This window comes from Pseudoalteromonas sp. SG43-3 (genome assembly GCF_014164385.1).
Lineage (GTDB): Bacteria > Pseudomonadota > Gammaproteobacteria > Enterobacterales > Alteromonadaceae > Pseudoalteromonas > Pseudoalteromonas distincta.
On the sequence record NZ_JACJFC010000011.1, the window covers coordinates 36902 to 56426 of the forward strand.

Here is a 19525-nt window from a genome sequence, read left to right on the forward strand (position 1 = left end):
AATCTATCTCAAGCAGCTATTTTCAGCGCTCAGGTTAGTTAAAGACTTAAAAAGCACGGTTTTCTAATTTAGAAGCCGTGCTTTTTTGTGTTTTATAAACGCTTAATCTAAATTAAATGGTAACCACTATGCGACCGTTAATTTCACCTTTGAGCATATCATCAAAAATTTCGTTAATGTCCTCTAAGCGTTTTTCTTCAATAATCGCTTTTACTTTACCTTGCGCTGCAAATTCCAAGCATTCTTGCAAATCTTTACGTGTACCAACAATAGAGCCAACTACTGAAATGCCATTAAGCACAGTATCAAAAATAGGAAGTGGCATATCCTCTGGAGGTAATCCCACTAATACGCATTTACCGCCACGGCGTACACTTTTATAGGCTTGTTCAAATCCAGCTTTAGACACTGCAGTACACACAACGCCATGCGCACCACCTACTTGTTCAAAAATAGCTTCGCTTGGAACCACCTCTTTAAAATCGAGGGTGATATCTGCGCCTAGCTCTTTAGCAAGCGCGAGTTTTTCTTTACCTGTATCAACAGCTATTACATTAAAACCCATTGCTTTAGCGTACTGTACTGCTAAATGACCAAGCCCGCCCACACCAACAATAGCAACCCACTGTCCTGGTTTAGCACCGGATACTTTTAATGCTTTATAGGTTGTAACACCTGCACAAAATAATGGAGCAGCCTCAGAAAAACCGAGTTCTTCTGGTATTTTTACAACGTAGTCGCCATGCGCTAAACAATATTCTGCATAACTACCGTCAATAGAATAGCCAGTATTGTGCTGCGATAAACACAGTGTTTCTTTACCATCTAGGCAAAACTCACAGTGCCCACATGCACTATAGAGCCAAGGAATACCGACTCTATCGCCAACTTCTAAGTGCTTAATGTTGCTTCCGACTTTTTCGATAACACCGACACCTTCGTGCCCTGGTACTAATGGCATTTTTGGTTTTACTGGCCAATCCCCATGACAGGCATGTAAATCGGTATGGCAAACGCCACAGGCCGCTATTTTTACTAAAACATCATTTATTCCCACCTCAGGAATTGGTAAGTCTGTTATTTCTAATTTACCTTTGTATTGAGTATTAATTGCAGCTTTCATAGTCATTCCATCGTATGTGAAGAAAATTAAAGATAAGGATTTATTTATGTATTGTTGTGTACAACATATCCTAATATAGATGTATAAATATTAATCTAAATCATATTTTAGTCATTTAAATTAACTTATAAGCCTGCTAAGAACTTGCTATCCATAATGAGCGTGCTAGCATTTACTTTCTGAAATTACTGAAAGTTACTAAGCTATGAGTTTATCCGAAAAGAATTTTGCCTTTGTAATGCATTGTGGTGAGATGGGCAGCCGATGGGGATTCAATCGTACGATCGGACAAATGTGTGGTTTGCTGATTATTACTAAAAACCCAATGACAGCTAATGAGATTGCAGATGCGCTTAGTATTTCTCGCGGTAATGTAAGTATGGGCATTAAAGAGCTGCAATCGTGGCAGTTAATTAAAGTACAGCATATTCCTGGCGATCGTAAAGAGTACTACGCCCCTGCTGGCGATATTTGGGATATGGCAAATCGCGTATTTGAAGAACGTAAAAAACGTGAAATTGAGCCCACCTTAACACTACTACGCGATAACTTATTAGACGAAGCCAGTAACGATGATGAGCTTTATGCACAAAAACAAATGGGTGAGATTCACAACCTACTTGAAACCGTCACTAAATGGTCATCAGAACTACAGCGTTTAACGCCAGAGCAACTTAATAAGCTAATGAAGCTAGGTTCTGGAATTGGTAAAGTTATTGACCTAAAAGAAAAGATATTCAAAAAAGAATAAAGCCGCAATTGCGGCTTTATTTATAGGTATATTTTAAAAATTAGATTTTTGGATAACCAATTCTGTCCGACAAGTAACCTACACTAGTAGCAAAGTAATACGAGCGATTCCAATGCATAAACACTTTGTAGTTATCGTACGCTAAGTACATACGACCATTTATATCATCAGGCATAACCAGCGCAGCACGTACGTCTACATTAGGTAAATCAGAACCATCAGCTTTACGAACACCCAGTGCTTGCCAATCAGCTAATGAGCGCTCTGAGTCGTTCCAATATTCTAACCACTGCTTGCGAGTTTTTGTACCACGCACTAAAACGTATTTACTATCAAAGTTTTCAGGTAACTGAACTTGGCGACCCCACGTAAGAGAGTCATTCCAGCCTTCTTGCTTTAGGTAATTAGCAATTGAGGCAAAAGCATCTTCTTTTGTAGTCCAAATATCTTTACGACCATCGTTATTGTAATCAACCGCGTAAGCATTAAAAGAGGTAGGCATAAATTGCGTTTGCCCCATTGCGCCTGCCCAAGAGCCTTTAAATTTATCAAGCGTTATGTGGCCCGACTTTAAAATATCCAGTGCAGCCCAAAGTTGGCGCTTATAAAGTGCTTCTCGGCGTCCATCAAAAGCAAGTGTCACTAATGATGAAATAACGTTATGACCGCCTTGAATTGTACCAAAGTTACTTTCAAGCCCCCAAAGCGCGACTATAAAGCGTGCTTGTACGCCAAACTCTTTCGCTACTTTTTCAAGTACCTCTTTGTTTTCTGCGTAAAGCTTACGTGCGCGGTCAATTTTCCATTGTGGTACACGTTTTGGTAAATACGTTTCAAGGGTTTCTTTTACTTCTGGCTGGTTTTTGTCAGCCGAAACCACTTTTTCTTTATACGTTGCTGTTGCAAACGCATCGTCAATAAGTTTGGCTTCGTAACCTTTTGCGATAGCTTCTTGCTTTAAATTCGCTAAATAATCTTGAAATTCAGCCTGAGTTTTTGCCATAACAGGTGAGCTTAAACATACACCACATAATATAACGATAAGTTTTTTAATCACTATCAACTCCATTGTCTTTTCGTAATTGGCTTAGCAAATTTTGCTCAGGTGGTGGAATTTGTAAGTAGTAGCCTTTATCAGGATTTGATAACGCTGCTTTTACAGTTTCTAAATCTGCCCCACCTAAATGCTCACGTTTTGCTAAATTGATGATCATCACATAAACAGGTTGACCAAACATAGCCATCAAAGGTTCCGGAACTTTACTAAAATCATCTCTTTTTTCAACAAATAAGAACGTATCCGCTTTTTTCTTACTTTTATATACTGCAGTGAGCATTATGGCCCTATAAATTCTTGCTTAACAATGCCGCACACTATAACATGAGAGTAATAATAAGTTAGAAAAATTAGATTAGAAATTTCAATAAAGGCCCTATTCAGCCTACGTTTATCTAAAATTAATTTCTAATCAGACAAATCAATTGAGCGTGTATGTCGGACCAAATTTTTGAGTTAAAAGGGAATCTTTTTACGTTATCAGTTTTGCATCTTTATAGTACTGATATAAACCTTTTAGCAGAACAACTGTATGTAAAAATAGCCCAGGCCCCTAAGTTTTTTGAGGGTGCGCCTATTGTCGTTAATTTAATAGAAATTAAAAACAGTTCACTTGATTTTGTTCACTTAAAATCATTAATCGAGCGAATGAGTTTTAATGCGGTTGGTGTGTGTAATGGCTCAGATGAGCAACATACTCAAGCAAAGGCTGCTGGCTTATCTGTTTTAAATTATTCACAAGACGTTAAGAGCGAACCTGTTAAACAAGAGCCCAATACATCGATTGTAGAAAAAACGGTGCATTTACCAGCGCAAATTATCAGCGGTACAGTTCGCTCTGGACAACAAGTTTATGCAAAAGATAGAGATTTGATAGTACTTGGCGCAGTTAGTCATGGTGCGGAAGTCATTGCCGATGGGAATGTGCATATTTATGGCACCCTACGCGGTCGCGCTATTGCAGGCGCAAAAGGTTTTAAAGAAGCACACATTTTTTGCCAAAAACTTGAAGCCGAGCTGGTTTCAATAGATGGTAATTACTGGATCAGTGATTCGCTACAAGGTGAACATTGGGGAAATGCAGTGCAAATACAACAAAAAGACGAATCATTAGAAATTTCAGCTTTGGTTAAAGGATAAATCTCATGGCAAAAGTAATTGTCGTTACCTCAGGTAAAGGCGGTGTTGGTAAAACAACATCAAGTGCTGCAATTGGCACAGGCTTAGCGTTAAAAGGCTATAAAACAGTTATTATCGACTTTGATATTGGTTTACGTAACTTAGATTTAATTATGGGTTGTGAACGCCGCGTTGTTTATGACTTTGTAAATGTAATTAATGGTGAGGCAAACCTTAACCAAGCGCTTATTAAAGATAAACGTGTAGATAAATTATTTTTACTACCTGCTTCACAAACTCGTGATAAAGATGCTTTAACACGTGAAGGTGTTGAACGCGTACTAAATGAACTAAAAGAAGACTTTGATTACATAGTATGTGATTCACCAGCAGGTATTGAAGCTGGCGCTATGATGGCAATGTACTTTGCTGATGAAGCAATTGTTACAACAAACCCAGAGGTGTCGTCAGTTCGAGATTCAGATCGTATTTTAGGTATTTTACACAGCAAATCAAAACGTGCTGAAGAAGGCCTAGAAAATATTAAAGAACACTTACTATTAACACGCTATAACCCTGGTCGTGTTGAAAAAGGTGAAATGTTATCGGTAGAAGATGTGCAAGATATTCTGTCAATCCCATTATTAGGGGTTATTCCTGAATCGCAAGCGGTATTAAGTGCTTCAAACTCAGGCCAACCTGTTATATTGGATACAGAATCTGATGCAGGCCAAGCTTATTCTGATGCAATTAACCGCTTACTAGGTGAAACCGTCGATTTTCGCTTCTTAGACGTTGAGAAAAAAGGCTTATTTAAACGGATTTTTGGAGGTTAACGTGTCTTTACTTGACTACTTCCGCTCAGAAAAGAAAAACAGTGCGTCACTAGCAAAAGAGCGATTGCAGATCATTGTCGCGCACGAGCGTTCTCAGCGAGGAACGCCGGATTACTTACCACAATTAAAACAAGATATTTTAGATGTGATCCGTAAATACGTGAACGTAAGTACCGATGCAGTTCAGGTTCAGTTTGATCAAAACGAAGACGATTTAGCCGTACTTGAGCTAAACGTTACACTACCTGATGAAGAAAAGAAGTAATTGAAGAAAGGGCGCTTTATAAGCGCCCTCTTTATTTTCATTTACTTTTTAATAACTTTCTAAATATCTACGTTTTAATCCCTTGCATGCAACTAAAACTTTTCTACTATGTAACACAAAAATTATAGATAATACCAATTCGCTTAATTAAGTGATCTATTTTGAGGATGGAAAAACGTGTTGATAGCTAGGCAAAAAAATCACTATTTAGTTGTTCTAAATGAGATATTTTTAACACAGGTAACGACACGTTTAGCGCCGCAAAACGATTAAGTATTATTGCGGATTGGTATAAGTATTACACAGTAAAAAAAATATCTAGTCTTAAGTATCCCACTCTTTTAAAGCGTCTTTAACGTAGGTATATCGCCAAGAGCTTAATAAATCAGGCTTAATATGGCTTTCTTTTTGTTTTGACGTTAACTTCCAATTCCAACTAATCAATTGATTAATTTGCTTTTTAGAGGCCATAACGTCTTCTGGTATATTGTGCTCTTTAGCGACTTTAGTGATCTTTTGTTTAATATCTTTGGCTACTTTTTTATAGGTAGGAAAATCAATTAAGCGCTTAAGTACATCAGGATGCTCAGCATCTGGTATTGCTTTGGCAACTTCAATACACTTGATTATATCTACACCAGAGCGATTAACTTCAATAGCTTCAACTCCTGGGATTTGACGTAGAGCATTTAAACTTGAAGGACCACGTTTGGCAATTTCAGTCATGTTATGTTCTTTTAACACAAAATTTAGCGCTAAATTCTTCTTAATGGCTTTGTTTCTACGCCATACAGCAAGTTCTTTTAAAACCGCGAGTTCGTGCGGTTTGAGTTGCCATGCATTTTTAATATCTTTATATAAAAGATCGTCTGGTGTTTGAAACGCACGTTTTTTAGCTATCAGCTCACTCTCGTTTATTACAATGTCAAAGAACCCAGCGGCATTAATACGCTCTATAATCAGCTCGAAACACGGCAATAAGTAAAAAGTATCTGCAGCAGCATAATCTAACTGTTTTTTAGTTAACGGACGTTGCAGCCAGTTAGTGCGTGACTCACTTTTATCTATTTCAATACCTTGCAACTCTTTTACCATAAGGGCAAAGCCCATACAGTTACCTTCCCCAAGTAACTGCAACGCAAATTGTGTATCAAAAAGTGGGGATGGAACAAAGCCTGCATATTTTTGAAAAACCTCAATATCTTCTGAAGGAGAATGCAGTACTTTTAAAACACTAGGATCTTTTAGTATTTCCCAAAAATCGAATAATGAGAGCTCAGCTAACGGATCGATAAGCGCTAAATGCTCACCATCAAAAACTTGGATAAGTGCAACTTCTGGATACAAAGTGCGACGACGCATAAACTCAGTATCAATAGCTAAAATAGGCTTATTTTTTATTTGTTCAACAAAAGTGTTCAGTTGATTTTGGGTTTCGATCAATTGGTATTGCACTTAATCTCCTACAATAAAAAAGCCGACATATGTCGGCTTTTTTATAGGTTGCTAATCTTTCAAGGCTCTTCGGAGTATTTTACCTACGTTAGTTTTAGGTAACTCATCCCTAAACTCTACCAGTTTTGGGACCTTGTAATTAGTTAAATTATCACGACAGTGACTTATTATATCTTTTTCAGTTAAAGAAGGGTCTTTTTTAACAACAAAAACTTTAACTTGTTCACCACTTACATCGTGAGGAATACCAATAGCAGCAACTTCAAGCACACCTTCGTGCATAGCCACTACCTCTTCTATCTCATTAGGGAAAACATTAAAGCCAGATACAATGATCATGTCTTTTTTGCGATCTACAATAAAGAAGAAACCTTCATCGTCATAAGTTGCAATATCACCTGTTGCAAACCAGCCATCTTTTAAACATTCAGCTGTTGCATCTGGTCGATTGTAATAGCCCACCATAACCTGCGGGCCTTTCACACACATTTCACCCGGTTCACCTTTAGCGGCCTCTTCACCGTTATCAAGTATTAGCTTAATCTCAGTATTAGGCGCAGGCAAACCAATAGAGCCGTTATATGCTTCTAAATCATAAGGACTAATAGTTACTAATGGAGAACATTCTGTAAGGCCATAGCCTTCCATTAATTTTGAGCCAGTCACTTTTTGCCACTTTTCAGCAACAGGACGTTGCACGGCCATACCGCCACCAAGTGACATTTTTAAATGACTGAAATCAAGTTCAGCAAAACCTGGTGTGTTTAATAAACCGTTAAATAACGTATTAACACCAGTAATAGCTGTAAATTTATGCTGACCTAGCTCTTTAACGAACCCAGGCATATCTCGTGGATTTGTGATTAATATATTTAAACCACCGTACTTCATAAACGTCAGGCAGTTAGCTGTTAAAGCAAATATATGATAAAGCGGTAAAGCGGTAACAACAACTTCTGTACCACGATTTAACACTTTGTCTAAACAGCCTGAAACTTGCTCAAGGTTACCAACCATATTGCCATGGCTCAGCATTGCCCCTTTTGATACACCTGTTGTACCACCGGTGTACTGTAAAAAAGCAAGATCTGACAAGCTCATTTCAGGACGTGTATATTTAGTTTCGTCTGCAGCTAGAACGTCTGAAAAGTTAATTGTGTTTGGTAAGTTGAACTTTGGCACCATTTTTTTAATGTGCTTCACAACAAAGTTAACTATGTGCTTTTTAAGCCCACCAACCATGTCGCCTACTTGCGTTACTACAATGTGTTTAACATCAGTGTGTGCAAGCGACTTTTCAAGTGTGTCAGCAAAGTTTGCTAAAATGAAAATAGCGGTAGTGTCAGAATCCTTTAGCTGATGCTCTAATTCACGCACAGTGTAAAGTGGGTTAACATTTACAACCACACAACCTGCACGTAGAATACCTAAAATGGTTACTGGTGTTTGTAGTAAGTTAGGCATCATTACGGCAACTTTGTCGCCTTTTTTAAGACCTAAATCATTTTGAATGTAGGAAGCAACTTTTTTTGTTGCTGTATCTATTTCGCTATAAGACAGCGTTTTACCCATATTAGTAAATGCAGGTAAATCGGTGTAGTCAGTAAAACTTTTTTCGAACACTTCGAGTAACGAGTTGTAATGCTCAGGATCGATTGTTTCAGGCATACCCTCTGGGTAGCGCTTAAGCCAGATTTTTTCCACTCTTAGCCCCTGTTTATAATTATATTTTTATTAACCTTAATCTAAGTAAGGCGCTTTAACAATTGAGCAAATACTCTAATGGAGGAATAATCCCACATTTTACGTAAACTTACAATTAACATGCACCATTTTGCAGCATAAAGTCTTGAATATGCTTAAAACATAGTTCACTACTTTGCATATGACAGTGGTGCCCACCATCTACATTAATTACCTTTAAGCTATTGTAATAACTAATATACTTTGCCAGATTTTGTTTTACAAACGAATAACCTTCGTTACCTAAAATTAATTGACACGGTGCAATTAAATCTTTTATTGCACCAATACATTGCGCCTCATTAAACCTAAAACCTGAGTGATTTTTAAGCTTCGGATCAGTTGTTAATGTATAACCATCTAAAACCGATTTTATATTTCGCTGCATTAAAAGAGCAATAAGCTCACTATTCAAATCGGTTGTTTGAGCACGTGCTTCATAAATAAGCTCTTTCGATTTATAAACTCTCTGCTTCTTATTTTTTAAACGCGCTCTATTTAATACTGCACTTTTTAGCTGTTCACATACGCCTTCGCTAGGAGTTGTAACACACCCAATCCCCTCAATAAAGGTAACAGATTTTACATAATCACCAAAGCAACTAGCAAAAAGCCCTGCAACCATGGCTCCCATCGAATGCCCAACTAAATGAACTTTTTTAACACCAAGCGCATTAATAAGTTGGTACACATCATCAATATAATCAACAAAATAATAATGTGCATCATCACTTCGCCAAGATGATAAACCATGCCCGACAAAATCAATACAGTACCAAGTGTGCTTTGGCTTAGCTTTACTTAACATTGGTATAAAACTGTGGCAGTTATCTAACCAACCATGCAACGCTATTACTATTTCATCCCCAGAACCTACTTTTAAGCCATGAATATTCAAGTTATTGGTTTCAATATTAAATGGCTGCACGGCAAGTCCTTTATTAATTTAGAGCATCATTATTTATAGCATACAAGTTGTCAGACCACTAACCGAGAAAATGGTGCCAAATTCGCTATTTAATTATCTTGATGTTCTAAAGAAAGTAAAAAATATAAAATAAAATTTAAACGATATCATAAGCTTAATTACAAAAAAAATAAGCTGACCTTTTTAAATATATTTGCTTTGTATGCCTTTTGAACAATTAAAAGGTGATAGCATCATATGTAGTTAAGCTATAACCAGTATAATTTAAATAAATAGAACTAACAGCGTTAACTACAATTCTATTCATATAACCCTAAATTATAAATATCTTAGATATTCATTTATTTATCATACTATCTGTATACAATATCAGCGGCTATTAAATAAGGTACACTCATAAGGTACACAACCATGAAAAAACAGATCAGCTTATTAGCGCTTTTATGCACCGCTTCTGGTGCTTACGCAGAATCAGCACCTAAAAATGTAATTTATATGATTGGTGACGGCATGGGTCCGGCTTACACCACGGCTTATCGCTATTTTAAAGACGACCCTGCAACAAAAGAAGTAGAAGGCACGGTTTTTGACACTATTTTAAAGGGTATGGCTCGTACCTACCCTGATGACCATACTTATGTGACAGACAGCGCAGCAGGTGCTACAGCACTTAGTAGCGGCCATAAAAGTTATAATGGTGCAGTTGCTGTAGATACAGATAAAAAGCCAGTTAAAACCATGCTTGAAATGGCAAAAGAGCGCGGTATGACAACAGCGCTTGTAGCAACTTCACAAATAAACCATGCAACACCTGCTAGCTTTACAGCTCACAATGAATCTCGTTACAACTACGATGATATTGCCAACGATTATATTGATAATAAGATTGCTGGTAAATTACCTGTTGATTTAATGCTAGGTGGCGGTACTAAATATTTTATTCGTGACGACCGTAATTTAGTTGAAGAATTTAAAGCGGCAGGTTACCAATACGGTGACGATATTAATAATCTGGGACAAATTACACAAATACCTGCCATAGGTTTGTATGCAAGCAAAGGCTTGCCATTTGCCCTTGATATGAACCCAACTCGCCTTACTCAGTTAACATCTAAAGCGCTTGGTTTACTAGATAACCAGAATGAAGAAGGCTTTTTTGTGATGATTGAGGGCAGCCAAATTGATTGGTGTGGTCACTCTAACGATATAGCGTGTGCGATGGCTGAAATGGACGACTTTGCTAAATCAATCGAAAAAGCAAAAGCGTACGTTGATAAAAATAAAGACACTATACTTGTAGTTACAGCCGATCACTCAACGGGCGGCTTAACTATTGGTTCGCACGGCCAATTTAAATGGGAAACAGACGTAATTAAAGGTGTTAAGGCAACGGCTAGTAAGTTAACAGACAAACTTATGGAGTCTAAAGACTTAAAACCAGTATGGACTGCTAACACCAATATTGAATTTACAACTGAAAACCAAATCAAACTTGAGCAAGCTAAAAAAATGGGTGAAAAAGCGCTTAATTTAGCTGTTAAGAGTATTATTAGCGATGCAAGCTTTACTGGCTGGACAACAGGCGGACATACAGCTGTAGACGTGCAGGTATTTGCCTATGGTAAAGGCAGTGAGCAATTTATTGGTTCACAAAATAATACTGATATAGCAGATAAGCTGATTGGCTTTATTAAGCAGTAAGCTTTACGTAGTTTTGAACACAAAAAGCCCGAACATTTGTTCGGGCTTTTTATTAAATTTTATAGCTGTATTTATCTAAAGCGCTTAAATAAGCGTTAAGCGTATATATCAACGCCTATTAAATTTTGTACTTCTGCTCTGCGTTCTAAATTAGCAAATTCAGTATAAGTAGAAATCGCTTTGCTTACTTGAGCTGTCGGTTGGTCGTAAATTGTTTGGCTGTATTCATTACTTTTAGCACTACTTTTAAACAGCTGATTAGCAAGTTCAACGCCCTCGACACTGCTTTTTACATAATCGGGATTCGTTTTTTGAGCAGCCGGTTGGTCTAATAAACTCTGTGGTTTATTAGTAACAACTTTAGTAGAGCTAACCCTACCCGGAATATCTCCGGTAAAAAAACCTGAACCAATAGGCAGCGTCATTACGCGTCTCCAACCTTAATATTACATAAAATTATGATTTAAAAACAACCAATTTGCAAATAATATGATTACTCACGTCCTGGTAGCTTTTTCCACGTTACCGTATCGCGCACATATTTAGGTTGAGCGTCACTCGCTTTTACAACGTCACCCGCTAAAAACGCGGCTTCAACATGCGCTAACATATAACGTGCATCTGGTAATGTAATATCAGTATTAATTGTCACGTTTTCAAAGTCATTAAGCGCATCAGGATAGGTTTTAAAACCTGTGCCCACTGCTACAGATGGCTCAGTGGTTGCTATATACTTATTGTTTAGTAAATCAGGTTTTATAACGCATTCTTGGTTAACTAAAAGCATTAGATTATTTTGCGCTTGGTAATGTGCAAAGTATATCTCCCCCATACGCGCATCTATACTTGGATAAACACTCAGGCTGCCTTTTTGTTCAAACGTTTGTTGAGCCATAGTAGCCAGTGTAGACACACCAACAAGCGGCAAATTAGTTGAATACGCTAAGCCTTGCGCTATAGCAACACTAATACGTACACCGGTGAAACTACCTGGCCCCTGGCCAAAACCAATTACGTCTAAGTCTTTTAATTTACAGTTTGCTTTAGTTAAAAGTTCATCCACAAGTGGAAGTATTTTTTGGCTGTGCTGCTGCGGACACTCTTCAAAATGATGAAACGTTTGGCCCTGGTAATGTAAAACAATTGAAAGTGCTTCAGTTGAAGCATCAAGGGCAAGGATATTACTTTTGATCATTTTAGTACTCTAATTAATTTGTTTTAAAAATGTATTGGCATCTTCTAAGCTTCGCGTGCGGCGCATCGGTGGTAAGCTTTTTAAAAATACTTGGCCATATTGGCGTGTAACTAAGCGATTATCACATATTACAAGTACGCCTTTGTCTTTACTATCTCGAATTAAACGCCCTACACCTTGCTTTAGCGCAATTACAGCCTGCGGTAATTGTATGTGTGAAAAAGGGTCTTTTCCCTGCATTTGGCAATCTTGCATTTTAGCTTGTAGCAATGGATCGTCAGGGGCTGCAAATGGCAATTTGTCTATAATAACACAACTTAATGTACTGCCGCGTACATCGACACCTTCCCAAAAAGAAGCCGTGCCGAGTAATACCGCATTACCATGGCGAGTAAATTTCTCTAAAATTATACGCTTAGACATTTGCCCTTGCATATAAACTGGGTAGTCTATTTGTGTAGTTAGCCCTTCGGCCACTAAGTGCATCATTCGATAGCTAGTAAATAACACAAAACAACGCCCTTGTGCTGATTTTATAAGCTCAAGCGTTAGTTTTACAATTGCATGTGGCATATTATCAGCATGCGATTCGGGTAAGTAGCGAGGTAAACACAGCAGCGCCTGATTAGGGTAGTCAAATGGGCTATCTACCATCATGCTTTGTTTTGGCTTTAAACCTAGGCTTGCATTAAAATGCTCTAGTTTGTTATCAACCGAAAGTGTTGCAGAAGTGAATACAAATCCTGCGCCCGTGTCTTGCATCATTTGAGCAAACTTAGCTGATACATTCAATGGCGTTATATTAATTGTTAAATAACGGCGCGTTGTTTCATACCAATAACTAAAGCCGGTTTGGGCTGTATCAAAAACCCGCTCTAACTGCCCTTTAAACGCAAGTGCACGTTCAAATGGATGCTCAATTTTGTCGCTTCTATCTAGGCAAAGCTTGAGTACTTGATAAACAAAATCTAAATCACTGATCACACGATGGAGCGCCGAGCAAATTTGTTTATCGCTTAGTTTTTCTCGCCAATCGCCACGGCTGCCATCAACACCAAATTGTAAACGTAAATCAGCAACGCTTGTCTCAAGCTTGTTTAAGCTTTTACCAAGTTGCAGCATATCGGGAATTTCAGCTCTATAAATAGCACGTAAATCATTAATTAAATCTACCAACTTTTTAGTGCTAACACTTTCACCAAAGTAATCGCTGGCAATTTCGCTTAACTGATGGGCTTCATCAAATATATATGCGTCGGCTTTTGGCATAAGTTCAGCAAAGCCACTTTCTTTTACAGCCATATCAGCAAAAAACAAATGGTGATTAATTACAACCACATCGGCATCGGCCGCAGTTAAACGTGCTTTGCGTATATAACAGCTTTGAAAATCTGGACACTCTTTACCTAAACAATTATCGGCTGTTGAATTTACATAAGGCAGTACTTTGGCATCATCTTCTATACCTATACAATCGGCCAAATCGCCCGATTGTGTTTCGCTTGCAAACTTAGCTACCATAGCTAGTTGATGCATTACGTCGGAGTCGTCAGTAGGTACATGTGCAACATGTTGATTAAGTCGGTAGGTGCATAGGTAATTGGCGCGCCCTTTTAATAAGGCGGTTTTTTTTGAAGCACTTAAAGCTTTAACTAGTTGCGGTAAATCGCGGTGATAAAGCTGCTCTTGTAGAGCTTTAGAACCTGTTGATATTATCGTGCGCCCTTTTGACTTAAGTGCAGGGGCTAAATATGCAAATGTTTTACCCGTACCCGTGCCTGCTTCAACAACTAATTGCGAACTGTTTTTTAATGCATCCGCAACAGCTACTGCCATATCAATTTGTGGTTGGCGAGGCGTATACCCATCTAAAGATAACGCTAAAGGCCCGGTTGCACTAAACAGCTGTTTGATAATACCAATCACTTTACAATAAATAATAGCGGGATTTTACGTAAGCAAAGCATTAAGGGCAAGTAATTACAAAACCCACTTTTACTTTACGAATTAATACGCACTTTAATAGTGAGATTAATCATTCGATTTTACAATACACTGTGTATTTATAACGTACATTTAATTTAATAATGACAATATTTACAAAGCCTAATTTTCTATTAACTCTTACTAAAAATAATCCGTATTAAAAGCTATATTTAGGCATAAAAACTGTGACTCTGAAATATTACAGGAGTACCATATGCCGCGTTTATACTCCCCTTTTTCGTTTGTCGTTAAAAAAATAGTAAGGTTAGCCAATGAATGCTTGGTATCTCATTTGTTTTCTCTCTGCCATTGCAATTTTTATTGCTTTTGCAAACCAATATATCCTCAAAATGCAAACTACAATTGCCATTACTACAGGCTCAGTTGTTATTTCTTTATTATTGATTATTGCCGTTAAATTATTAGGCGATCAAAATGCGTTAGCCATGACCCAAATTGTTTCCAGTATTAACTTTAACGAGTTATTACTCAAAGGTATGCTCGGATTTTTACTTTATGCTGGCGCATTGGAAATTAACCTTATGGCGCTTCGTAAACAGCGCTGGGAAATAACCGCACTAGTGCTATTTTCTACTATTGCTTCCACTTTTATAGTCGGTTATTTAAGTTTTTATCTATTTGCCTTATTTGGCTTTGATGTACCGTTTATATACTGTTTATTATTTGGCGCGCTTATTAGCCCAACCGACCCTATTGCTGTACTTGCTATTATTAAACAAATGCGAGCGCCAGAAGGAATCTCAGTTCAAGTAGAAGGTGAGTCGCTATTTAACGACGGTATTGGTTTAGTAATATTTACGACCATTTTTTCGGTTGCTTTTTATGGCACCGATGCACAATTTGGCGATATAGCAGAACTCTTTTTTGTAGACGCCCTAGGCGGCATTGCGTTTGGTTTGGTTATCGCTTTGGTTGGCCACTTTTTAATTATTAACAGCCGCGATGTAAACATTCGCTTATTGATAACCTTAACTATTCCTACCGCAGGTTTTGCTGCTGCAAATATTTGGGAAATATCAGGCGCACTTGCCATGGTTACGAGCGGCATATTGATGGGTAACATTACTCGTACTAAAGCAACTGAGCGCACGGGGCCTGAAGACACTCGTTACGTAAAAGATTTTTGGCATGCAACCGATAGCTTTTTAAATGCCCTACTGTTTTTAATAATAGGTATGCTAATAGTGACGATGCCAATCACGCTTGGTGAAATTGGCTTAGGCTTACTAATGGTACCTGCAGTATTACTAGCACGCTTTATTAGCGTAGGCGCACCCTTTGTTATCTTTAAACGCTTTAGAAGTTACGATAAACACAGTGTTAAAATTTTAACCTGGGGTGGGCTACGCGGTGGTCTTGCACTGGCAATGGCAGCAGCGATTCCACGCGAGCAAGTTTTTGTAGGTGGCTCTGACCTACATAACCTAATCGTGATTGTTACCTACGTTGTGGTTATATTTTCTATTATTGTACAAGGCTTAACTATTTCACCGCTTATTCAAAGCAGTATTAAATCAGCTGAGCAAGCAAAGTAATAAATGCTTTGTGAGCAATCAACTCAGTAACCAAGTTATTATATAAATCACTTGGTTACTGTTACTCACGTGTTACAAAAACACTTTAAAGTTCTATAAATTGTTATCCTTTTTATTTATCTTCTTTGTTTGAATTAATCCGCTTGAAATGCAAATGAAAACAATTATAATTTTGGCTTTTCCTCTTTAGGGCTTTTCAATGTCCAAAAATAATTCTCACGTGTTTTTAAATTTTGTATCTCTGGGCAAACGACAATTTCATTGTTTTTTTGTGCTTTTTATAATGGCTATGGCAAGCTTTAATGTGTCGGCCTCACCTAATGAGCAAACAAAAATAAAACAAATTGCACAGCTTGCAGAGTATGTAGGTGTAGATTACGTGGCAGCTGTTGGAAATGGTGAAATACTAGACCCCGACGAATATCAAGAAATGACTGAATTTTCGCACGTTATTATTGAGCAAGCTGGACAGCTATCAAGCCAAACCAATGAGTTTGATACAGTAAAGGCACAAGCTAAAGCACTGCATACAGCGATTGCTAATAAAGCGAGTGTTGCCGATGTACGTGCAGCAAGCTCAGCGCTTCGTGAGTCGCTGCTTACCTTTATGCCACAACTATCGTTACCTACATCACTGCTTCCGGTTGAGCAAACTAAAGCGCTTTTTGCTACTAACTGCTCAATGTGTCACGGCCAAAGCGGTCAAGGCGACGGTCCGCTTGCAAAAAATTTATCGCCAGAGCCTACCAACTTTACCGATGAAGAACGCGCAACAAACCGCTCATTAATGGGGTTATTTGACGCTGTAAGTAACGGCATTGACGACACGCCTATGGTTGCTTTTACCCAATTTAATGAACAACAACGATGGTCTTTAGCTTTTTATGTAGGTAGCTTGGCATTTAAAGATGTTCAAAAACCACAAAATGTAGAACAAAACATTACCGCTTCGCAGATTGTAAACCTAAACCCTGCACAATTATCGGCAGGTCAAAGTGAAGCACAAGCACATTACGTTAAATGGCTTCGTGGTAATCCAGAGCAATTATTTAGCGCTAACAAAAATCCGATAACAGTTACTCGCACGCAGTTACTTGCAGCGCAAGCTGCGCATGCTAAAGGCAATTACTCACAAGCAAGTGATTTAGCAATTAGCGCATACTTAGATGGCTTTGAGCTTGTTGAAAACAACTTAAATGCCTACGACGAAACACTGCGTAAAAACATCGAAGTACAACTGATGAACCTACGCCAAACATTCAAAAACGAAAAAGATACAGCCGTCGTTGCCGAAAAAGTAAATGCCGCACTAACGCAACTCGCTAAAGCAGATAGCATGCTAAACGAAACCAAGCTAACTGATGGCGCCCTACTTTCAGCGAGTTTAATAATATTACTGCGAGAAGGCTTAGAGGCACTCTTAGTTATAATTGCCCTTATGACTGTGCTTATTAAAACGAAACGTCAAGATGCGCTTAAATACGTACATGTTGGCTGGGTAACCGCACTTATTGCCGGTGGCTTAACATGGGCTGCTGCGCAAACATTAATAGAAATAAGTGGTGCAAGTCGCGAAGTTATGGAAGGTGCTGGTGCATTGTTTGCCGCTGTAATCTTACTGTATGTTGGCGTATGGATGCACAGTAAAACAAGTGCGCAACAATGGCAAAAATATATAAAAGACAATATAGATAAGCGTCTTGAGTCGGGAACACTTTGGGGATTAGCGGGGCTTTCTTTTATTGCCGTGTACCGAGAAGTATTCGAAACCGTATTGTTTTATCAGTCTTTATTAACGCAAAGCTCGCCTGCTCAATATTCATCTATTGCATCGGGTTTCGCGATAGCTGTAGCAATACTGGCTATTATTACGTGGGTATTAATTAAGTACTCAATTAAATTACCGGTTGCTAAGTTTTTTGCAATTACCACTTACCTATTATTTGCACTCTCGTTTGTGCTTATGGGCAAAGCCGTTATTGCATTACAAGAGGCCGATATAATAGGTATTGCGTCGCTACCAATGAGCTTTGAAATAGCATGGCTTGGTATTAAGTCAACATGGCAAGGTATTGTAGCTCAGGTATGTGTGTTCGCTATATTTAGCTTTTATATATTTAAAAGCAAAAACCAATAGTAATGCCTATCTGCTTAAGAGTTTAAGCTAATTGGCATAAGCAAAATACATAGTAAAAAGGCCCGCAAGGGCCTTTTTAGTTAATTGCTTATGTATTTAGTAAAATTGGTATTATCAAGCCCATGTATCTAAATGGGGGTTTTCGTCATCATCTACGTTAGACTTTTTTTTACTATTTTGGTCGTCAAGCATATTGAGCTTTTTCTTTTTTTGTAACTCACGCCTTTTTTTATTCTCTAGCTCAACTTTTTCAGCGGCCGATCCACTTTGCACACCCGCAATATGAAAAGCACTTTTTGACTCAACTTCTAGTCTGGTTATTCTTCCTAAATAAGGAATCATGATATCCATACACACTTCCTTAGTTTACTGTTAAATTATCTAAACGCTTGGTTTGGCTAATAAACAAACAAATATATGCAAAAAATGCACTTCCCTTCTTAATATTATCGACAGTTATAAGATATGCTTTAATTAAGCTAAAAAAAACTTGCCATAATATGGCTGTTTATGTTTTTATGAATGCGAAATTTATTTAAACAGATAACAACTGAACGTTACTATAACAACGAGCAGTTAAATAGGATAAAAAATGCGCTTAAACCTGACAACAGTACATCATCACCACCATTCACCGGAATAACCTGTCAGGTCTTTCGCTGAGAGGTTATTCCTAAAAGGAACCTCTGGCGATTCAAAAAACATTGATTCATTTTCGCCCTGAGGTTCCCCTCGGGGTTTTTAGTTTTTAAATTAAAGGAAAATGAATAATGAGTAACACAAATCGTCTACGTATCGCCATCCAAAAAGGCGGCCGCCTATCTAAAGATTGTCAAGATCTGTTAAAACAGTTAGGTGTTAAACTTAACCTTCGTGAACAACGCTTAATTGCACACTCAACTAATATGCCAATTGACGTACTACGTGTGCGTGATGACGATATTCCTGGTTTAGTAATGGACGGTGTATGTGATTTAGGTATTGTTGGCGAAAACGTACTAGTAGAAGTTCAAGCAGAACGTGAACGCCAAGGTGTTCCAAGCGAAGTAAACAAACTTTCAAAACTAGATTTTGGTTACTGTCGTCTTGCACTTGCATGGCCACAAGAGCTAGGCGCTCGCGATAAGAGCTGGTTTGAAGGCAAACGTATTGCAACTACCTACCCAGAAATTTTAACTCAGTGGTTAAAGCGCGAAGGCATCAACGCAAGTACAGTAATGCTTACTGGCTCTGTTGAAGTAGCACCACGAGCAGGTTTATCTGATGCAATTTGTGATTTAGTATCTACTGGCGCAACACTTGAAGCTAACGGCTTAATTCAAGGTGATACAATTTTAGAATCAAACGCATGTTTAATTCAAAATAAAGATCTGCAAGACGCTGACAAACTAGCACTAATCAATAAGCTTATGCCGCGCCTACGTGGTGTTAGACAAGCTAAAGAAAGCAAATACATCATGCTACACGCACCAAAAAACAAACTTGATGAAATTTGTGAAATTTTACCTGGTTCTGGTCAACCGACTCTACTTGCCCTTGCGGGTAATGAAGAATACGTAGCACTGCACATGGTAAGCAGCGAAACATTATTTTGGGAAACAATGGAGCAGTTAAAAGCCCTAGGCGCTAATTCTATTTTAGTTATGCCAATTGAAAAAATGATGGAGTAAGTA

At 38.1% G+C, this 19525-nt stretch carries 18 protein-coding genes; 8 read left to right on the top strand and 10 right to left on the bottom strand.

Annotated features, from left to right (window positions below; translation table 11 throughout):
• Window positions 1-112: 112 nt before the first annotated feature.
• Window positions 113-1123, bottom strand: a complete 1011-nt coding sequence (gene adhP, locus H5157_RS11805) for an alcohol dehydrogenase AdhP (protein WP_024596845.1) — start codon at window positions 1121-1123, stop codon at window positions 113-115.
• A gap of 205 nt (window positions 1124-1328) precedes the next feature.
• On the opposite strand from adhP, the gene H5157_RS11810 reads away from it, so the two are divergent.
• Window positions 1329-1874, top strand: a complete 546-nt coding sequence (locus H5157_RS11810; RefSeq protein ID WP_024596846.1) for a GbsR/MarR family transcriptional regulator — start codon at window positions 1329-1331, stop codon at window positions 1872-1874.
• A 40-nt stretch (window positions 1875-1914) separates the two neighbouring features.
• Here H5157_RS11810 and H5157_RS11815 read toward each other — a convergent pair whose 3' ends face one another.
• Both H5157_RS11815 and H5157_RS11820 read right to left on the bottom strand, forming a co-directional pair.
• Complete coding sequence (locus tag H5157_RS11815; RefSeq protein WP_004334714.1) at window positions 1915-2931, bottom strand: lytic transglycosylase domain-containing protein; 1017 nt, start codon at window positions 2929-2931, stop codon at window positions 1915-1917.
• On the bottom strand, window positions 2924-3211 hold the full coding sequence (locus H5157_RS11820) for a YcgL domain-containing protein (RefSeq protein ID WP_004334712.1): 288 nt from the start codon (window positions 3209-3211) through the stop codon (window positions 2924-2926). Before H5157_RS11820 ends, H5157_RS11815 begins: the two co-directional genes overlap by 8 nt.
• A gap of 155 nt (window positions 3212-3366) precedes the next feature.
• Between H5157_RS11820 and minC the strand changes: the two genes are divergently transcribed.
• The 3 genes from minC to minE are packed head-to-tail and all read left to right on the top strand — an operon-like array spanning window position 3367 to window position 5151.
• Complete coding sequence (gene minC, locus H5157_RS11825) at window positions 3367-4071, top strand: septum site-determining protein MinC (protein ID WP_024596847.1); 705 nt, start codon at window positions 3367-3369, stop codon at window positions 4069-4071.
• A gap of 5 nt (window positions 4072-4076) precedes the next feature.
• On the top strand, window positions 4077-4886 hold the full coding sequence (gene minD / locus H5157_RS11830; protein ID WP_004334708.1) for a septum site-determining protein MinD: 810 nt from the start codon (window positions 4077-4079) through the stop codon (window positions 4884-4886).
• Between the two features lies 1 nt (window position 4887).
• On the top strand, window positions 4888-5151 hold the full coding sequence (minE, locus tag H5157_RS11835) for a cell division topological specificity factor MinE (protein WP_004334706.1): 264 nt from the start codon (window positions 4888-4890) through the stop codon (window positions 5149-5151).
• A 324-nt stretch (window positions 5152-5475) separates the two neighbouring features.
• On the opposite strand, the gene rnd is transcribed toward minE, so the two are convergent.
• The 3 genes from rnd to H5157_RS11850 all read right to left on the bottom strand — a co-directional run bounded on the left by rnd (window position 5476) and on the right by H5157_RS11850 (window position 9277).
• A complete protein-coding gene (rnd, locus tag H5157_RS11840) occupies window positions 5476-6606 on the bottom strand; it encodes a ribonuclease D (protein ID WP_182724730.1) in 1131 nt (376 codons plus the stop codon).
• 51 nt (window positions 6607-6657) lie between these two features.
• Window positions 6658-8310, bottom strand: a complete 1653-nt coding sequence (gene fadD / locus H5157_RS11845) for a long-chain-fatty-acid--CoA ligase FadD (protein WP_182672373.1) — start codon at window positions 8308-8310, stop codon at window positions 6658-6660.
• A gap of 115 nt (window positions 8311-8425) precedes the next feature.
• A complete protein-coding gene (locus H5157_RS11850) occupies window positions 8426-9277 on the bottom strand; it encodes an alpha/beta hydrolase (RefSeq protein WP_182692914.1) in 852 nt (283 codons plus the stop codon).
• A 411-nt stretch (window positions 9278-9688) separates the two neighbouring features.
• Between H5157_RS11850 and H5157_RS11855 the strand changes: the two genes are divergently transcribed.
• Window positions 9689-10978: an alkaline phosphatase gene (locus tag H5157_RS11855; protein WP_182724731.1), complete on the top strand. Its 1290-nt coding sequence runs from the start codon at window positions 9689-9691 to the stop codon at window positions 10976-10978.
• 95 nt (window positions 10979-11073) lie between these two features.
• On the opposite strand, the gene H5157_RS11860 is transcribed toward H5157_RS11855, so the two are convergent.
• The 3 genes from H5157_RS11860 to H5157_RS11870 form a co-directional block, all read right to left on the bottom strand.
• Window positions 11074-11403, bottom strand: a complete 330-nt coding sequence (locus tag H5157_RS11860; protein WP_182716646.1) for a hypothetical protein — start codon at window positions 11401-11403, stop codon at window positions 11074-11076.
• 68 nt (window positions 11404-11471) lie between these two features.
• On the bottom strand, window positions 11472-12173 hold the full coding sequence (tsaB, locus tag H5157_RS11865; RefSeq protein ID WP_182724732.1) for a tRNA (adenosine(37)-N6)-threonylcarbamoyltransferase complex dimerization subunit type 1 TsaB: 702 nt from the start codon (window positions 12171-12173) through the stop codon (window positions 11472-11474).
• Window positions 12174-12182: 9 nt separating this feature from the next.
• Window positions 12183-14099, bottom strand: coding sequence for an ATP-dependent DNA helicase (locus H5157_RS11870; RefSeq protein WP_182693235.1), 1917 nt, complete (start codon window positions 14097-14099; stop codon window positions 12183-12185).
• Window positions 14100-14431: 332 nt separating this feature from the next.
• Here H5157_RS11870 and H5157_RS11875 point away from each other — a divergent pair, with 332 nt between their 5' ends.
• Window positions 14432-15715 carry a sodium:proton antiporter gene (locus H5157_RS11875; protein WP_024597348.1) on the top strand — a complete coding sequence of 428 codons (1284 nt, stop codon included), beginning with the start codon at window positions 14432-14434 and terminating at the stop codon, window positions 15713-15715.
• Between the two features lie 283 nt (window positions 15716-15998).
• Window positions 15999-17852, top strand: a complete 1854-nt coding sequence (locus H5157_RS11880) for a cytochrome c/FTR1 family iron permease (RefSeq protein WP_182694935.1) — start codon at window positions 15999-16001, stop codon at window positions 17850-17852.
• Between the two features lie 114 nt (window positions 17853-17966).
• Here the strand turns inward: H5157_RS11880 and H5157_RS11885 are convergent, their stop codons facing one another.
• Window positions 17967-18203, bottom strand: coding sequence for a hypothetical protein (locus H5157_RS11885; protein ID WP_002960256.1), 237 nt, complete (start codon window positions 18201-18203; stop codon window positions 17967-17969).
• A 419-nt stretch (window positions 18204-18622) separates the two neighbouring features.
• Between H5157_RS11885 and hisG the strand changes: the two genes are divergently transcribed.
• Window positions 18623-19522, top strand: coding sequence for an ATP phosphoribosyltransferase (hisG, locus tag H5157_RS11890; RefSeq protein ID WP_002960257.1), 900 nt, complete (start codon window positions 18623-18625; stop codon window positions 19520-19522).
• The last annotated feature ends 3 nt before the right edge of the window (window positions 19523-19525 follow it).

Bases quoted from the DNA above. Each gene is read 5' to 3' on its own strand.
- H5157_RS11860 (WP_182716646.1), bottom strand. From the start codon at position 11,403: ATGACGCTGCCTATTGGTTCAGGTTTTTTTACCGGAGATATTCCGGGT.
- H5157_RS11880 (WP_182694935.1), top strand. From the start codon at position 15,999: ATGGCTATGGCAAGCTTTAATGTGTCGGCCTCACCTAATGAGCAAACA.
- tsaB (WP_182724732.1), bottom strand. From the start codon at position 12,173: ATGATCAAAAGTAATATCCTTGCCCTTGATGCTTCAACTGAAGCACTT.
- H5157_RS11810 (WP_024596846.1), top strand. From the start codon at position 1,329: ATGAGTTTATCCGAAAAGAATTTTGCCTTTGTAATGCATTGTGGTGAG.
- minD (WP_004334708.1), top strand. From the start codon at position 4,077: ATGGCAAAAGTAATTGTCGTTACCTCAGGTAAAGGCGGTGTTGGTAAA.
- adhP (WP_024596845.1), bottom strand. From the start codon at position 1,123: ATGAAAGCTGCAATTAATACTCAATACAAAGGTAAATTAGAAATAACA.
- H5157_RS11855 (WP_182724731.1), top strand. From the start codon at position 9,689: ATGAAAAAACAGATCAGCTTATTAGCGCTTTTATGCACCGCTTCTGGT.
- hisG (WP_002960257.1), top strand. From the start codon at position 18,623: ATGAGTAACACAAATCGTCTACGTATCGCCATCCAAAAAGGCGGCCGC.
- H5157_RS11875 (WP_024597348.1), top strand. From the start codon at position 14,432: ATGAATGCTTGGTATCTCATTTGTTTTCTCTCTGCCATTGCAATTTTT.
- minC (WP_024596847.1), top strand. From the start codon at position 3,367: ATGTCGGACCAAATTTTTGAGTTAAAAGGGAATCTTTTTACGTTATCA.
- H5157_RS11885 (WP_002960256.1), bottom strand. From the start codon at position 18,203: ATGGATATCATGATTCCTTATTTAGGAAGAATAACCAGACTAGAAGTT.
- H5157_RS11820 (WP_004334712.1), bottom strand. From the start codon at position 3,211: ATGCTCACTGCAGTATATAAAAGTAAGAAAAAAGCGGATACGTTCTTA.